12 protein-coding genes are annotated in these 16,469 nt (G+C 69.5%); 3 read left to right on the plus strand and 9 right to left on the minus strand.

The window, feature by feature from the left end; genetic code table 11:
• Positions 1-193 precede the first annotated feature (193 nt).
• The 4 genes from FHS07_RS05500 to FHS07_RS05515 all read right to left on the minus strand — a co-directional run bounded on the left by FHS07_RS05500 (position 194) and on the right by FHS07_RS05515 (position 5,608).
• Positions 194-436 carry an LPXTG cell wall anchor domain-containing protein gene (locus tag FHS07_RS05500; protein ID WP_183418838.1) on the minus strand — a complete coding sequence of 81 codons (243 nt, stop codon included), beginning with the start codon at positions 434-436 and terminating at the stop codon, positions 194-196.
• Positions 433-1,515 carry a hypothetical protein gene (locus tag FHS07_RS05505; RefSeq protein WP_183418839.1) on the minus strand — a complete coding sequence of 361 codons (1,083 nt, stop codon included), beginning with the start codon at positions 1,513-1,515 and terminating at the stop codon, positions 433-435. Before FHS07_RS05505 ends, FHS07_RS05500 begins: the two co-directional genes overlap by 4 nt.
• 137 nt (positions 1,516-1,652) lie before the next feature.
• Positions 1,653-2,306 (minus strand): hypothetical protein, encoded by a 654-nt coding sequence (locus FHS07_RS05510; RefSeq protein WP_183418840.1) that lies wholly within the window; start codon positions 2,304-2,306, stop codon positions 1,653-1,655.
• Between the two features lie 320 nt (positions 2,307-2,626).
• A complete protein-coding gene (locus tag FHS07_RS05515; protein WP_183418841.1) occupies positions 2,627-5,608 on the minus strand; it encodes an immunoglobulin-like domain-containing protein in 2,982 nt (993 codons plus the stop codon).
• Between the two features lie 374 nt (positions 5,609-5,982).
• Here FHS07_RS05515 and FHS07_RS05520 point away from each other — a divergent pair, with 374 nt between their 5' ends.
• Together FHS07_RS05520 and FHS07_RS05525 are read left to right on the plus strand one after the other, a co-directional pair.
• Positions 5,983-10,314 carry a family 43 glycosylhydrolase gene (locus tag FHS07_RS05520; RefSeq protein ID WP_183418842.1) on the plus strand — a complete coding sequence of 1,444 codons (4,332 nt, stop codon included), beginning with the start codon at positions 5,983-5,985 and terminating at the stop codon, positions 10,312-10,314.
• 210 nt (positions 10,315-10,524) lie between these two features.
• A complete protein-coding gene (locus tag FHS07_RS05525) occupies positions 10,525-10,704 on the plus strand; it encodes a hypothetical protein (protein WP_183418843.1) in 180 nt (59 codons plus the stop codon).
• 129 nt (positions 10,705-10,833) lie between these two features.
• Here the strand turns inward: FHS07_RS05525 and FHS07_RS05530 are convergent, their stop codons facing one another.
• Genes FHS07_RS05530 through FHS07_RS05540 form a run of 3 tightly spaced genes read right to left on the minus strand, consistent with a single transcriptional unit; the run spans position 10,834 to position 13,980 of the window.
• Complete coding sequence (locus FHS07_RS05530; protein ID WP_183418844.1) at positions 10,834-11,715, minus strand: carbohydrate ABC transporter permease; 882 nt, start codon at positions 11,713-11,715, stop codon at positions 10,834-10,836.
• A gap of 14 nt (positions 11,716-11,729) precedes the next feature.
• Entirely contained in the window at positions 11,730-12,686 is a 957-nt protein-coding gene (locus tag FHS07_RS05535; RefSeq protein WP_343054613.1) for a carbohydrate ABC transporter permease, read from the minus strand.
• On the minus strand, positions 12,679-13,980 hold the full coding sequence (locus tag FHS07_RS05540) for an ABC transporter substrate-binding protein (RefSeq protein ID WP_183418845.1): 1,302 nt from the start codon (positions 13,978-13,980) through the stop codon (positions 12,679-12,681). The genes FHS07_RS05535 and FHS07_RS05540 overlap by 8 nt, the downstream gene beginning before the upstream one ends.
• A gap of 183 nt (positions 13,981-14,163) precedes the next feature.
• Between FHS07_RS05540 and ypfJ the strand changes: the two genes are divergently transcribed.
• Complete coding sequence (ypfJ, locus tag FHS07_RS05545; RefSeq protein ID WP_183418846.1) at positions 14,164-15,039, plus strand: KPN_02809 family neutral zinc metallopeptidase; 876 nt, start codon at positions 14,164-14,166, stop codon at positions 15,037-15,039.
• A 68-nt stretch (positions 15,040-15,107) separates the two neighbouring features.
• Here the strand turns inward: ypfJ and FHS07_RS05550 are convergent, their stop codons facing one another.
• Positions 15,108-15,692, minus strand: a complete 585-nt coding sequence (locus FHS07_RS05550; RefSeq protein WP_183418847.1) for a copper resistance CopC family protein — start codon at positions 15,690-15,692, stop codon at positions 15,108-15,110.
• 2 nt (positions 15,693-15,694) lie between these two features.
• Positions 15,695-16,447: a YcnI family copper-binding membrane protein gene (locus FHS07_RS05555; protein ID WP_183418848.1), complete on the minus strand. Its 753-nt coding sequence runs from the start codon at positions 16,445-16,447 to the stop codon at positions 15,695-15,697.
• Positions 16,448-16,469 lie beyond the last annotated feature (22 nt).

Raw genomic sequence — 16,469 nt, forward strand, 5'->3', positions numbered from 1 at the left:
GAGGTGCGCACCGGACGATCCCAACGCACACGGCAGGCCACGGACCACGCCGGAAAAGGCCTGATCACAACATTCCATACTATGCGGCGACCCCGCACGCATCGCGGCAAGGCCATAGGTCTGCGCCCCGTCCCCTGCGGCCGGCCGACACGCGCGGGACGGCGCCCTCACGCGCGGCGACGGGACGGCGCCCTCACGCGCGGCGACGGTGACGATGCAGCAGCGCCACGCCGACAGCCACGACGACGACGGCCCCCGCGGCCATCAGCCAGGCGGGCTCGAACCCGGTCGCCGCGAGCCACCCGTGGTCGGGTACACCGGACGGCGGCGTCGCGACTCCGGCGGGGGCGGAGGGAAGGACCGTCGGCAGAGGGGTGATGTCGACGTCGACGTAGACGGCGTCGTCTCTCTGCAGCGCCGTCATGGCGAGGGTCATCGGAGTCCCTCCGTGTGAGCCGCGTCGGCGCGGCCGGCGGCCGCTCCCGTCGCCGTGGGCGGGACCTCGGCGGTCGTCGCGGCGGCGGTGCCGTTCGCCGCGAGACGCCCCTCTTCGCGCGCACGGTCGAGGGCGGCCGTAAAGCGGCGGCGGCGCCAGAAGAGGGCCGCGATGATGAGCAGGACGCCGAGCAGAACGAGGAGCTGCGGCACGGGAAGGGCCCAGAGCGACGCATCCGCCGACTGGGGCGCGACCTCGACGGCGCCGCCGCCCAGATCGGTCGCCGTCGGCGCCAGATCGATGGATCCCGGCACGAAGAACGTAGGCCAGACGTCGGGGACTGCGACGGTGAACGAGCGGGACTCCCCCGGCAGGAGCTCCTGGCGCGGTGCGCCGTCAGCGGGGAAGACCGCGGATCCGGTTCCGATCGTCGTGGCTCCGGTGACGAGGAGACTGGCATTGCCGGTGTTCTCGACCGTGAACGTCGTGCTCGCGGAGCCCGGGCGGAAGGGGTTCCACGACATGTCGTACCCCGATTGAATCCCCGACACGGCGTACGAGGGAACGATGTCGCCGGTGACGCGCGTCATCACGCGAAAGCCGACGCGGCTCTCGACGCCGACCTCGGAGCCGCTGGCATCGGTACCGGTGGAGGAGACGGATGCGGCGATGCCCGCCGCGTGGTCACCGGGAATCGCTCCCTCCGGCACCGTGGTGGTGAAGGGCACGACGACGGTGCCGTTCGGGCCGACCGTGACCGAGTCGGGCAGGTCGATCCACAGACCCGCGTCGACCGACTCCTGGTCGGAGGGCAGCATGTTGAATCGCCCGTTGTCGGTGTAGTAGCCGTCCGCCGCGGAGAGGGCGAACGTCACCTCTGTGCGGCTGAGGTTGCGGACGGCCAGGAAGTCCGCGCGCGACGTCCCGGGATCGAGTTCCTGCTGGATGACACCGCGGTCGTCGGCGCCCGACGCATCGGCCGGGGTGACGGACCAGGTGATGTCGTCGGCGGATGCCGCGGATGCGGCGGGGACGCCGAACAGAAGCGGAGCGACGACGGCCGCAAGGGCGATCGTCATCCGCGCGAGAAAGGGGCGTGTCCTGGACATACCGCTGCGTCACCATCCCAGATCTTCGTCGATCCCGTCGACATCGTCGCTCATACGAAACTGCGGGCCGAGCCCTGTTCAGGACTCGGCCCGCTGATGCGTCGAGCTTACGGCTGAGCCGGCGTGAACACGTCCTCGAAGAGCGACAGGGTCAGCTTCGACGTGTACGCACCCGGCGCGACGCCGGCGTCGGTCTTCAACACCAGCGCGGCGTCGGCGGTCCAGGACGACTCGCCGTCAGCCTTGACGGCGGCCGACTCGAGCGCGGTGTACAGCAGCTCCTGGTCGACGAGGCCGACCGCGTCGTCTCCGGTGTCCTCGGACGTGCCGACGGCCTCACCCTCGGCAACGAGGCCGGTGTCGCCACCGTCGACGAGGCGGGGGGTCCAGCCGAGGTGGTCGGGGGAGATGGTGGCGCCGTTCGGACCGGTGAAGGCCGAGGCCTGGCCCACCACGTACCAGAAGTGGTCTGCCGGGATGTCGGCGACGTCGCGGGTGTCGGTGACGGTGACGGTGGGCAGGGCGCCGTCGAACTGGCGCACGTCGGCGTCGCCGGATGCCGACTCCGTCAGCGTGGCCGACGTACCGGCCACCGTCAGGCTCAGGCTGCCCGGGCCCACGACGGGCGCGATCTGCACGTTGACGTCGACGTCCGAGTCTCCGACCTCGGCGGCGAACGCGGCACCAGCCGTGCCCACGAGCACCAGACCACCGGCAGCAGCCACGGCGATACGAGCCGCGGCACCCTTGGAAAACTTCATTGTGTACTCCGTTTCTTCGTTCGACACCGACGTCGAACGACTAGCAAGCTCACCGGACGCTCCGGTTGTAACGGGAAGGATCCGGGTCATCCTCCGCCCCGCAACATGATGAATGTTAGCGAGAACACCATCCGAAGACAAGTGTTCTGAGGGCAGACGCCGAATCGAAATCGAGGGTCGCACGGCGAGGTGCGCGGATTCGGACCGCGGCACCACCGCTCGTGAAAGTGGCGGTCCCCCCGACTCGAGGGACTCACCGGGAGGGCCCACGCGCCGGTGGGCGACCCGATCGATTCGGGCCACCCACCGGCGGCGCAGGATCAGCCGCAGCTGCCCCGGGGGGCCGGCACGGTGAACGTCGTCGCGTCGCTCTTCGTGCCGCTGGTGACAGCGTCGATCGACATCGTGCCGGCGTCGATCGACGTCGCGCGGGTCGAGAACGTCGTCGATGCGGTCTTGCCCGCGGCGACGGTCATCTTCTTGCTGCCGAAGGCACCGGCGACCGTGACGTCGGCGGCGACCGAGTCGGCATTGGTGACCGTGACGACCTGCGTCACCTTTCCGGCGACGCAGCGGTTCGCCACAGCGGCGGACAGGTCGAGACCCAGCGACAATGCCGACGACGTGGAGGCGGTGACCCGACCGTCGGTGTACCCGTCGTAGCGGGCTGTCACCGAGCGAACCGTGGAAGGCACCTCGACGGAGGCGGAGCGCTGGTTCAGCGCCGCCGTCTGCGTCCACCCCTCGCCCGTGAAGGTCACGGTACCGGCCACATCGCCCTTGTCCGCGGCCTCGACGGCAGCGGTGACCGTCCGACCCGCGTTGGTGACGGTCGTCGTCGAGGCGACCGCCCTGACCGACGTCCAGTCGCGCATCGCGGTCAGCACCGACTGGCTCACGCTCACGAACGAGCCGTGACGCGGGCTGGCGGGCAGGCCGCCGACGGGACGGACGTTCCAGTCCGAACGACGCGACAGGCGGTCGGCCTGCGAGCTGCTCGAGATGGCCGAACCGGTGGTGACGAACGCGCGGTACCCGCCGGCGCCGAAGTTGTCGACGAGGAAGGCGTAGCCGTCGCCCCCGGCGTTGTTCGGGTCGCCCGCGTTGAGCTTGACGATCTGCGGGCCTTCGCCGGCCTGACCCGTCTCCAACGCCGTCATGTTCGTGTCGGTCAGTTGCCAGGTCTTCTCGGGGTCCGCGTTCCAGTCGGAGCGCGTCGTGGGTGCGGTCAGCACCTTGGAGCGCTCGAGGAAGATGTCCTTGCCCGCCTCGAGGCCGTCGGCTGCGCCGCCCTCCTCGTTCTTGGTGAAGCGGTAGTAGTAGTCGCCGATCTTCTGCACGGTCGAGTCGATGCGTGCGAAGCCGGTGTTCTGCCACTCGGTCGGCGGGTAGGTGAACGTCTTGAAGTCACGCGTGAGCACGTAGAACACCCGGGCGTGCAGGTTGTCGGTGTTCGTCTTGGCCGCGCTGTTGTACAGACGCGACGAGAAGTGCACGACGTACGACTGCAGCGCGTCGTCCCAGTACGCCTCGGGGGCCCAGGTCATGCCGGCCTCGGGCTGGTTGATCGTGATGCCCTCGTTGACGCCGTTCGTGCGGGTCCACTGCACGAGGTCGGTCGACTCCCAGACCTCGATCTTGAGCGAGCCGTTCGACTGCGCCGGGCCCCAGCCCGTGCCGCAGCTGATGCACAGGTCGGTGGCGACCATGTAGTACTTGTCGCCGTCCTTCGACCGCAGGATGTACGGGTCGCGCAGACCCTTCGTGTCGGTCGTCGACGTGATGACGGGCTGGCCCGCGTTCACCGGCGAGAACGAGAAGAAGTCGTTGCCCGACGTCGCCGCCTGGTAGATCTTCTCGTCGCCGTCGGACTTGAAGTACGCCGCGGCGTAGCCGGCATCCGGGGCCCAGCGTCCCTTCTCGGCGACCGTGACATCGAACGTCTTCTGCGCGGACTGCCCGTTGAGGGTGGCCGTCGCCGTCAGCGTGACCTTCGCGTCTCCCGCGCCGTACGCGGGACGCGCGACCAGACCGCCGCCACGGTACGGGTCGGCGGCACCGACGGCCGGAGCGACGTACGCGGCCGAGGTCGAGGTGACCAGGGCGGGGTTCGACGAGGTCCAGCTGATCGCGGCACCGTTGACGGCGCCCTTCGTGGCCAGCGGCAGGTTCTCGGTCGTGCGGGATGCCAGGGAGATGGCATCCAGGTCGGTGGCGACGTTGGGGGCGACCACGATGACGTCGAAGGTCAGGGTGCCGAGCGAGCTCGTCGCCGTGAGGGTCACCGGGGTGTTCTCCGTGATCGAGCGTGAGACGACACCGGTGGTCGACACGACGGCCGGGTTGGACGACGCCCAGGTCAGCGCGACGCCGTTCACGGACGAGGCGAGGTTGAGGTTGCTCGAGACGCTGTCGAGCGAGGTGTTGGAGCGCAGCATGGTCGCCGCGACGTCACCGCGCAGGAGCGCGGAGGTGGTCGACGACTTCTGCGACGCCGTGGGCATGCTCGACCCGACCTGCTCGGAGGTGAGCGCCGCGTCCCAGAACTTGACGTCGGTGACGTCGGCGCGAAGCAGCGCGTCGCCCTGGTAGAGCGACCGGCCGAGGTACCCGAGCACGTTGCCCGAGGGGATGATCGAGCTGAGCGAGTTGGCGTGCGTGAGGGTCGAGATGACGCTGCCGTCGCGGTACAGCGTCAACGTGTTGCCGCTGCCGACCATCGTCAGGGTCGTGAACCCCGGGTTGAGTCCGCCGCCGGCGGGCATGCGCGTCTCGCCGTTGCTCGACCCGCTCTTGACGCGGATGGCGGCGAGCACCTGGTCGGTGTAGCCGCCCTGCGCCGAACGCGGGCTGAGGAAGATGTGGTTGCCGAGCTGCGTGGTGTTCCACGGCCCGACGCCATCGCCGATGACCCACCCGAAGTGGTTCGCCGCGGACTGCGCGGCGACCGTGTACTCGACGGTGAAGTCGTTGTCGGTGCCGGTGACCAGGCCCTTGGGAAGTGCGGCGTAGCCGTCGGCCTTGAATCGCAGCACGGCGTCGCCGGCCGCGTCGGCGAACGACGCGTCGGTGAACCCGGTGAGCGAGGCGTTGCGGTTGTTGCCCGAGACGTCGAGGAGCGACGTGCCCGAGTGCGACATGTCGTAGTGCGCCGTGGGCGCCGGCACGTCGGCGGCGTGGGCCGCGGGCGCGACCATGCTCATGGTCGAGGCGACGAGCACGCCGGTGAGAGACGCGGTCAGCGCCTTCGACACACGACGCGAGCGCTCGGCTCGGGGTGGGCGGGTGACCGGTGATCTCATCTTCGAGACCTTTCTCTCGGCGCTGTGTGCGCAGCTTCGACGGTGGGGGCCGAGGCGAAGCGGTGGGTGCTGCGTCGCGGCGGCGACGCGTCGGTCGACCCCGGGAAGGACGACCTCGAGGGCGTTCGCGCGCCCCCGTGAGGAGACGGCGGATGCCGATCGTGGTGCTCACGTTAGCGGTATCACTCGCCCGGGGCAATCCTTCATCGGGGTCGCGATCCGCGCGCGTCCCGCCTCGACCGCGATCGCACACGGCCGCGGCCCGCCGACGTGGGCTACGCCACCGCGAGCTCTTGTTTCCGGACACCTGTGAGCGATAACATCCGGTATCCCCGCACGACGGCAGCCAATGACGGCTGTCCGAAAGGATCGCAATGGAGCATCCCCTACCCCGCCGCGCGCTCGCGAGCGTCGCGACACTCGCCCTCGCGCTGACCGGCGCCCTCGCCGCCGCACAGCCCGCTGCCGCCGCCGATGACCGGCTCGTCGCCCACTACCCCCTCACGGATGCGAGCGGCACCACCGCCGTCGACGCGTCCGGCAAGGGACGAAACGCCACCTACGTGGGAGGCGCGGCCCTGACGGGCGGCGAGGGCGTGCGGTTGGACGGCACCGACGACTACGTCGACCTGCCCGACAACCTGCTGGCCGGCCTCGACTCGATCACCATCAGCACCGACGTCCTGGTGCGCGGCGATCAGGCCACGCCGTACTTCATCTACGGCCTCGGCAACACCGACGGCGGCGGTGTCGGCAACGGCTACCTCTACTCGACCGGCAATTCGTACAAGACGTCGATCGCGACGGGCAACTGGAGCACCGAGCAGACGGTGAACAGCAATGCCAATCTGCAGCGCGACGTCTGGAAGACCCTCACCTACACCCTCGACGACGCCACCGACACGGCGCGCATCTACCTCGACGGCGCGCAGGTCGGCCAGGCCACGGGCGTCACCACCAAGCCGAGCGCCATCGGCGGTGGGTCCACTGCCGCGAACTACATCGGCCGCTCGGTCTACAACGCCGACCGCCGCCTCGCCGGCAGCGTGCGCGACTTCCGGGTCTACAACGCCGCCCTGTCGGCATCCGATGTCGCCGCCCTCGTCCCCACCGACGCCACCCGTCTGCAGCGCGACGCCGCGGCCCTCTCGCTCGGCGACCTGAGCGCCGTGACCGCCGACCTGCGCCTGCCCACGACGGGCGTCAACGGCGCCGGCATCAGCTGGGCCTCCAGCAACACCGCCGCGGTGAGCGAGGCCGGCAAGGTCACGCGCCCGGCGGCCGGACAGCAGCCCGCCACCGCGACGCTGACGGCGACCCTCACGCGCGGCTCGGCCACCGAGACCCGCACCTTCGTCGTCACCGTGGCGGCGATGCCGGGCAACGCCGAGCTCGCGAAGGCCGACCTCGACCAGATCAGCATCCCCAACGCCACCGACGTGCGCGGCAACATCACCCTCCCGGCCACCGGGTCGGTCAACGGCACGGCCATCACCTGGACGGCCTCGCCGACCGGTGTGATCTCGACGTCACCGGCCAACGGCAAGGCCGCCGGCGTCGTCACGCGCGGCGCGACCGACACGACGGTGACGCTGACCGCCGCGGCATCCGGAACCTCCGTCACCCGTCAGATCGAGGTCACCGTCACGGCCGCTCCGGCGGGTCTCGACAAGGACTACACCGCCGGATATCTGTGGACCCACTTCGCCACCGAGGGCGGCTACGAGAAGATCTTCATGGGGCACAGCACCGACGGTCTGCACTGGGAGAAGCTGAACGACAACAAGTCGATCCTCGCCAACCTGGGCGGCGACCTCGGCGTGCGCGACCCGCACCTCGTGCGCTCCCCCGAGGGCGACAAGTACTGGATCATCGGCACCGACCTGCACGCCGAAGGCGGCGGAGCCGGCGGTTCGGGCTGGGATCAGCTCAACGCCAGCCAGAACCTCGTCGTGTGGGAATCCACCGACCTGGTGACCTGGAGCGACCAGCGCATCGTCTTCGCCGGCTTCGACAAGGCCGGCTGCGTGTGGGCGCCCGAGGCGATCTACAACGAGGCCACCGGCGAGTACTACGTGTACTGGGCCGCGCGCGACCAGACCGATAGCAACACGCCCGACTGGGCGCTGCGCATGTACCTCACCAAGACCCGTGACTTCACGACGTTCACGAAGCCCGAGATCTGGACGACGCTGAACCCGAAGGGCGACGGTCAGGGCGGTCGGAACATCATCGACTCGACCATCGCGAAGGAGGGCGACACCTACTACCGGTTCTCGACCTCCGACTGGGACACGGTCGTCGACACCGCCCCGTCGCTCGACGGTCCCTGGACGCAGAAGATCGCTCCCGGACAGGCCGCCGCGGCGGGCCTGCGCGGCCGCATGGAGGGCCTCACCGTCTACCAGCTGCCCGATGGTCGCTGGTCGGTCATGGGTGACGAGTTCAACTACTACGCGCACACCGCCGACACGCTCGCCAGCAACACGTACAGCCAGCTGAGCGCCGGTCCCGGAGCGAACCAGTTCTCGTTCGACCAGAGCTTCCGTCACGGGTCCGTCCTGCGCCTCTCGAAGGCGGAGGAAGCGCGTCTGCTCGAGAAGTACGGCGACACCCCGGTCACGCCGGAGGAGCCCCAGCAGGCCCCGATCGCGGAGTACACGTTCGAGAACGGCTCCCTCGCCGACTCGGTGGGCGACGCCGACCTCACCGCCTCCGGCACGGCATCCGTCGCCACGGATGCCGAGAAGGGCTCGGCTCTGCGTCTGACGGGAGCGGCGAACGGCTTCGCCTCGTTCCCGACCGGGTTCTTCGACGGCCGCGACACGATGACGGTCTCGATGGACATCAAGTCCGAGCGCACGAGCGGGAATTTCTTCACCTTCGCCTTCGGGCAGAGCCAGGACAAGTACTCGTTCCTGCGGGTGCGGGGCGGTGAGGCGCGCACAGCGATCACTAAGGCGACGTGGCAGAACGAGTCCGACGTCACCGGCAGCATCTCGAGCGGCCAGTGGCACAAGTACGACCTCGTCTACGACGGCAAGACGCTGCGCATGTACATCGACGGGGTGAAGGTCGATGAGAACCTCGCCCTGAACGCCTCGGTGAGCGAGCTCGGCTCCAACCTCATGGGCTATCTCGGCAAGTCGCTGTACAGCGCGGACGGGTACTTCCAGGGTTGGTACGACAACGTCCGGGTGTACAACCGGGCGCTGTCGAACACGGAGATCCTGCAGAACGCGGGCGTCGAGGATCAGCTGCTCGACGTGTCGCTCACGCAGCCCGAGAAGCTGAAGATGGCTCCGATCACCGACGGCACGGCGCGCACGGCGATCCTGCCGGTGATCAAGGGCACCGACGTGTCGAAGCTCGCGCCCACCTTCACCACGGTCCCCGGCTCGACGGTGTCGCCGACCTCGGGAACCACGGTCGATCTGACGAAGCCGGTGACCTACACGGTCACGACACCCTCGGGTGCGAAGGCGGAGTGGAAGATCGAGGCGCGCGTGGTCAACAGCCCCGTGCTGCCTGGGCTGTACGCCGATCCGAACATCGCGGTGTTCGGCGACACGTACTACATCTACGCGACGTCCGACGGCTTCCCCGGCTGGGGCGGCAAAGAGTTCTACGTCTGGAAGTCGAAGAACCTGACGGACTGGACGCGGTCGGCGACGCCCTTCCTCACGCTCGACGGGACCAACGGCAACGTGCCGTGGGCCACGGGCAACGCGTGGGCGCCCACCATCATCGAGCGCGACGGGAAGTACTACTTCTACTTCAGCGGCCACAACTCCGCCGTCGATCGCAAGACGATCGGCGTCGCCGTCGCGGACGATCCCGAGGGGCCCTTCACGGCGGAGCCCAACGCGATGATCCTCAACAACGAGGCCGTCACCTCGGGCCAGGCCATCGACCCCGCCGCCTTCCACGACCCGGTGACGGGCAAGTGGTACCTCGGCTGGGGCAACGGCTCCCCCGTCCTGGCGGAGCTGGCCGACGACATGAAGTCGATCAAGCCGGGCACCTACCAGCGGATCAACGGGCTGACCGACTTCCGTGAGGGCGTGTTCTTCAACTACCGGAACGGCCTGTACCACCTCACGTACGCCATCGACGACACCGGATCGGAGAACTACCGCGTCGGGTACGCCACCGCGACGAGCATGAACGGGCCCTGGACGTACCGCGGCGTGATCCTCGAGAAAGACCTGTCCCTCGGAATCAAGGGGCCGGGCCACAGCTCGATCATCAACGTGCCCGGAACCGATGACTGGTACATCGCGTACCACCGCTTCGCGATGCCGAACGGCAACGGGAACAACCGCGAGACCACCATCGACAAGGTGACGTTCGGCGCCGACGGCCTCATGCAGAAGGTCACCCCGACGCTCGAGAGCGTGAAGCCGCAGACCGTTCCCGCAGCGGGCCCCGAGGTCTCCGCGGCGGTCACCACCCGGTGCGTGGCGGGCAAGGCCGTCTTGGCCGTCTCGGTCACCAACCGTGACGATGCGCCGGTCTCGCTGACGATGACCTCGGACCACGGGTCGAAGACGGTCGCCTCTCTCGCCGCCGGCAAGACGACGACGCAGAGCTTCACGGTGCGCCAGTCGTCGCTGGCGGCCGGCACCGTGACGGTCATTGCGACCGACGCGGGTGGCGGCGCGACGGAGGTGAAAGCCGCGTACGGCGCACGCACGTGCGGCTGACGCTGACGCTGACGCGCCTCACCGGTGGGTGAGGAGGTGGGCCCCGGCTTCGGCCGGGGCCCACTTGTCGTTCTCCCAGGAAAACCCCTTGTTACCGAGAACACGACCGAGTTAGCTTTATACGCGAGCTCACCCTCGCCCACCGACCAGGGTTCCCCGCGGACCCGCGTAGGGGCCGTCGACGTCGACGGTCCTCCCGAAGGATTCCCGATGACTCGTCGTCAGATTCTCTCCGTCCTCGCCAGAGGCCTGCTCGTCACCTCGACAGTCGCGCCGGTGGGACTCGTCGCCTGGGAGCAGGCCGATTTCGACAGCAGCGCCGTCTTCCAGATGGATGCCACCGAGCCGGACACGCTGTTCATCAACGGGCGCGCCTTCATCCTGGAGTGACATCGCCGCGGGCGGTCCGGCCCGGCACCACGGTCGGCCAGGATGTGACCGGCCTCGGAGCCGAAGACTCCCGCTTCCTCGAGACACCCCGCGTCGTGCGCGGGCGGCGCGCCGTGGACGCTCGGCACATCACTTGATGCCGCTGCGCGCGAAGCCCGCCACGAAGTACCGCTGGAAGACCAGGAACACGATCGCGATCGGCACCACGTTCAGCAGTGCGTAGGCCATGGTGGCGCCGTAGTCGCTACCGAACTGCCCCTGCAGGTACAACAGGCCGATGGGCAGGGTGAACAGCCGGTTCTCCCGCAGCGCGATGAGGGGCCAGGCGAAGTCGTTCCACGACGACAGCAGGCTCATGAACACCAGCACCGCGATCAGCGGCTTCGACAGCGGCAGCACCACGCGGAGGAACGTCTGCACGTGACCGGCACCGTCGAGCCGCGCTGCCTCGATCAATTCGCGCGGGATGCCGAGCATGAACTGCCGGGCGAGGAACAGTCCGAACGCGGATGCCGAGACCGGCAGGATGACCGCCCAGTACGTGCCGTACAGGCCCGTGGCGGTGACGATGCGGAACAGCGACACCATGATGACCTGCACCGGGAGGACGAGGGTCGCGAGCGCGAGGAAGAACAGCGCCGTCGAGCCGCGGAAGCGCAGTTGCGCGAAGGCATAGCCGGCCAGCAGGCTCGTCGTCACCGAGATGAGGGTCACCACGACCGCGATGGCCACGGAGTTGCCGAACCACGTCGCCACGGGGAACGAGGCGAACACCCGCTCGAAGTTCTCGAAGGTCACCTCGCGCGGCCACAGGCGCAGTTCGCGACCGCCCAGCAACTCGGCGCGCGACGAAAAGGCGACCGCGAGCATCCAGTACAGCGGCGACACCGCCGCGAGCCCCACGACGGCGACGATGATCGTGCGCAGCACCGTACTCCGGCGCCGCGTCCGATCGGCGGCCCTCCGGCCGGCGCTCACGGTGGGCGGCGACACGGGAGATGCGGGTGCCATCCGCTCGTCGACGCTCACTCGACCACGTCCTTCGTGCCGCTGGCGCGATACTGCGCGGCGGCGAAGACGAGCGCGAAGACGAACAGCACCATGCCGATCGCCGCGGCGTACCCCTGGTCGCGGGTGACGAAGCCCGTCTCGTAGGCGTAGGTGACGAGCACGCTGGTCGCACCTCCCGGTCCGCCCCCGGTGAGCACGAAGACGATGTCGAACACCTGGAACGAGAAGATGACGTTCAGCACCACCAGGAAGAAGGACGTCGGCCCCAGCAGCGGCACGGTCACGTGACGGAAGCGCTGCAGCCGGTTCGCGCCGTCGAGGGTGGCTGCCTCGTACAGGTCGGGGCCGATGCCCTGCAGACCCGCGAGGTAGATGAGCATGTTGAATCCCGTGCGCCACCACACCGTCGCCAGCACGATCGTCGCGAACGCCGGCAGCGCATCCGACTGCCAGGTGATGGGCGAGAGCCCGACGGCCGACAGCAGGCGGTTCAGGATGCCGGAGTTCTGATCGAACACGAGCACGCCGATGAGGGCGGTGGCGACGCCCGACACCGCCATCGGAAGGATCAGCAGCGAACGCCACAGCGGACGCGCCGGCAGCGCCGAATTCAGCAGGGTCGCCGCCACGAGCCCCAGGATCATCGACAGGGGCGTCACCAGGACGGTGAACAGCACGGTGTTGCCGAGGGCGCGCCAGAACAGCGGGTCGCCCGCGAGACGCGCGTAGTTGTCGAGACCGGTGAACTCGCCCGCACCGAAGCCGTCGGTGCGCTGCAGGCTGACGAAGAAGGCCCCCACCAGCGGCACGAGCACGAACACCAGCAGCAGCAGGTAGTTCGGTGCGATGAACCCGTAGGCCGCGAGCGCTTCACGGCGCGCGCCGGGGCGGCGGGTGCGCATGCGCTCCCCCGACCCCGAACGACCCGACCGCGACACCGTGCCGGGTCGGGCGACCGCGGTGTCAGCCACCGGTGGCCGCTCCGATCCCCGACTGCAGGTTCGTCACCGTGGTCGCGGCATCCTGCGCCCCGGTGAAGGCGAGGTCGAGCTGCTCTTTCAGCACCGGGATGATCGCCGACATCGACGGGCTCGCGACCTGCGCGACGTCCTGCGGCTGCACGAGCGAGGCCTGGCCCGCGAAGACGGGGCCGAGGTCGGGTCGCACGTCGAAGGTGAGGTCGTCGGTGAGCAGGTCGGTGCGGGTGGGGAGGAGGGATGCCGCGCGGCAGAAGTCGCGCATGGGGTCGGCGTTCGTGACGAACTCCAGGAACGCGGCGGCCAGCTCGGGCTGTTGCGTGTTCGCCGTGGCGACGAGTGCGTTGCCGCCGAAGTCGCTGCCGGCGCGGGCGTTGCGCGGCGCGAACGTCGCCGTCCATTCGAAGTCGGCGGTCTGTTCGGCATCCGGGATCTGGAACGCGCCCGACCACACCATGGCCACCGACTGCGAGAACCACGACTCCGCCGCATAGCTCGACGAGGCGATCGTGTTGTTGGCGGGCACGTAGTTCTTCGAGAAGAACGAACTCGAGAACTCCACCGCCTCGCGGGCGGCGTCGGAGTCGATCGCCGGCGTCTTCTGGTCGCTCTCGAGGAAGGCGCCGTCGGACTGGAACAGCAGGCTCAGCCAGCGCGTGACGCCGTTGCCCTGCCAGTTGTAGGCCCACGGCCACCGGTCGGCGGGCAGGCCCGCCCGCAGCCGCGCGCCGAGGGCGTCGAGCTGATCCCACGTCCACGCCTCATCTGCCGAGGTGGGGATCTCGGACGGGTCGATGCCGGCCTGGCGGAACATGTCGAGGTTGACGAGGATCGCCGAGGTGTCGGTGTGGTGGGGAAGGCCGAAGGTGCCGTCGCCGTTCTGCACGGCCGCCCACGCCTGCGGGGTGAACTGGCTCTGGCGATCGGCCGAGAGCAGGGGCTTCAGGTCGAGCAACTGCCCGCGCCCGGCGTAGGCGCCGAAGGTGTAATACGGCACGCGGAAGATGTCCGGCGGGTTGCCCGCCTGCAGCTGCGCGTCGATGTTCGTGAACATCTGCTCGTACGGCACCGCGTTGAGCTCGACGGTCGAGCCCTCGTTCGCCGCCTCGAATGCAGCGATCGCGGAGCGGAAGCCGGCGAGCTCGGCATCCGTCCCCCAGGTGGTGAAGGTGAGTGTGCCCTGGCGTCTCTCGGCGGGGGCGGTCTGGACGAATCCGCAGCTCGCGAGGAGGAAAGGCAGCGCGAGCGCGCCTGATCCGGCGAGGAAGGTACGGCGTGTCAAAGGCATGTCGGACTCCGAACGTTGTGTCACAACGAGGAGCGGACGCCGGGGCTGCGCTGCTGCTCGGGTCCCGAGGCTACGCCGGTGCGAAATACGCACGGGGAGGGGTTGCGCCTCGCGCCATGACCTGGATCGGCGGTGATTTCCAGCCCTGTCGAAGGGGCAATCCGAGCGGGTACGGTGACCGTCGTGACCTTCAACGACAATGCCCGCGTCGGCGGCAACAAAGCCAAACGCCGGGGCGGAACCGTGGCGGCGATCGGCGGCGGAACAGTCGGCGTCGGCGCGATCGTGGTACTGCTTCTCTCGCTTTTCACCGGCACCGACCTGACGCCGCTGCTCGGCGGCGGTCAGGCACCGGCCGGTCCCGCGACCGGCGGCGAGCGGATCGCGAACTGCGAGACGGGACGGGATGCCAACAACGACGACGCCTGCCTCCTGGCCGCGGCGTCGCTGAACATCGACCAGTTCTGGGTGGAACGGCTCGACGGCTACCGCGAGCCGCAGCTCATCATCGTCGACCAGGCCACCTCGAGCTCATGCGGGACGGCCTCGAACTCGACGGGCCCGTTCTACTGCCCGCCCGACGAAGCCGTGTTCGTCGACCCGACCTTCTTCTCGATCCTGCGCGAGCAGTTCGACACGACCGCCGGTCCTCTCGCCCAGCTGTACGTGCTCGCACACGAGTACGGCCACCACGTGCAGAACCTCACCGGCGTGATGCAGCAGTACCCGAACAACGGCACCGGACCCGACAGCAACGGCGTGCGCACCGAGCTGCAGGCCGATTGCTACGCCGGGGCGTGGGTCGCCGCCGCGGGCGAGCAGGTCGACGAGAACGGGACGCCCTACCTGCAGCCGCCGACGCCGCAGCAGATCACCGACGCCCTCGCGGCCGCGGCCGCGGTCGGCGACGACCACATCCAGGCCGAATCGGGCGGTGTCGTCAACCCGGAGAGCTTCACGCACGGCTCCAGCGAGCAGCGCACGCGCTGGTTCGACGTCGGCTACGACAGCGGCGTCAACGCGTGCGACACCTTCTCGGTGCCGGGTCAGAACCTGTAAGGCACCGGATGCCACGACCCGGCGCCGGGAAGAGCGCGCCGGGTCATGGCATCCGTTGCGGTGAAAGGTCAGTCCTCCCGCGCGCGGGTGCGCAGGATGACGACGATCAGGGCGCCCACGAGCACGACGACGCCGCCGCCGAGCAGCAGTCCGAGGGTGAGGCCCGACATCCCGCCCGGTGCGGCGGCATCGCGTGCGGGGGCGGCCTCGCCTGCGTCCATCGCGGCGGCGCAGGGCGACTGCTCCGCCCCCGACGACTCGCTCGCGCCGGTATGGGTGAAGGGGATGACGCCTGAGACGGGGTGTCCGTCCGACGACACGGCCCGCCACTCGACCTGGTAGTCGCCGGGCGCACCGAGCGCGACCTCGGTCGTCAGCGTGGGGCCGGCCAACGAGGTGCACGCGCTCTCGTAGTGGCGCCCGTCGGGCCCCACCACGATGACGATGTTGCCGCCGTCGGCGCCGAGGAGGTTGGCGCTGAAGTCGAGGCGCACCTCCGACATCGACGCGACCGCTTCACCTTCCGCGGGCGACGACGACACGAGCGAGTCGTGCGCCGAGGCGGCGGTCGCCCCGCCGAGGGCGGCGGTCATCGCGGCTGCGACGACCACCGCCCCCGCCAGAACACGACGCAACGGGTTCCGGAATCGCATCGTCAGCCGCGCTTCGGTCGACGCGCGAAAGCCAGAGCGCCGAGCACCGCGCCGGCGGCCGCGACCACGAGGGCGGCGATGCTGAGACCGAGCGCGACGCCCGACGAGTCATCCGAGGCGGCGGCCGACGCCGTCGCCATGGTGGAGTCGTCCGTGGCGGGCTCGGCGGACGCGGTGCCGTGGCTGTGGCCGTGCCCACCCGACGGAGGGGCGTCGTTGACGTAGAGCACCGGCGCGGGTTCGAGGGTGTCGTCGGCGGCGACCTCGTCGGGGGTGGCGGCCCAGTCGACGACCGTGCCGTCGGAATACGACTGCGCGGCCGGCAGCACGAGGTGGCCGGTGTCGGGTACGGGTCCCAGCACCGCCGAGAAGACCTGGAACTGGTCCTGTCCGATCCCGACGCCCGGGTCGGCCTGCCACACGATCTTCAACGCAGCGTCGGTGAGGGTGTTGCCGTCGACCTCGACGGGGACGGGCAGCGCCCCCTTCTCGACGGTGGCGGTCCAGCCGGGAACGGGCTGCACGAGCACCGCGCTGAGCGGGGTGTCGGTGGGCAGTGTCACCTCGAGCTTCACGGTGGATGCCGTCTCCGACTCGGTCGGGACGCGGAAGTTCACGGTGGCGTAACTACCGGGGGTCGCGGTGTCGGGGTTGACGGTGACGTGGGCGGATGCCGCGAGGGGAGCTGAGACGGCGAGCGCCGCGCCGGCGGCGAGGCCCACGAGGGCGCGACGAAGAGTGGTCTTGCGAGACATGATGCTGCTTTCTGGAAAGTGC

The organism is Microbacterium proteolyticum, assembly GCF_014192415.1.
Classification (GTDB): Bacteria; Actinomycetota; Actinomycetes; order Actinomycetales; family Microbacteriaceae; genus Microbacterium; species Microbacterium proteolyticum.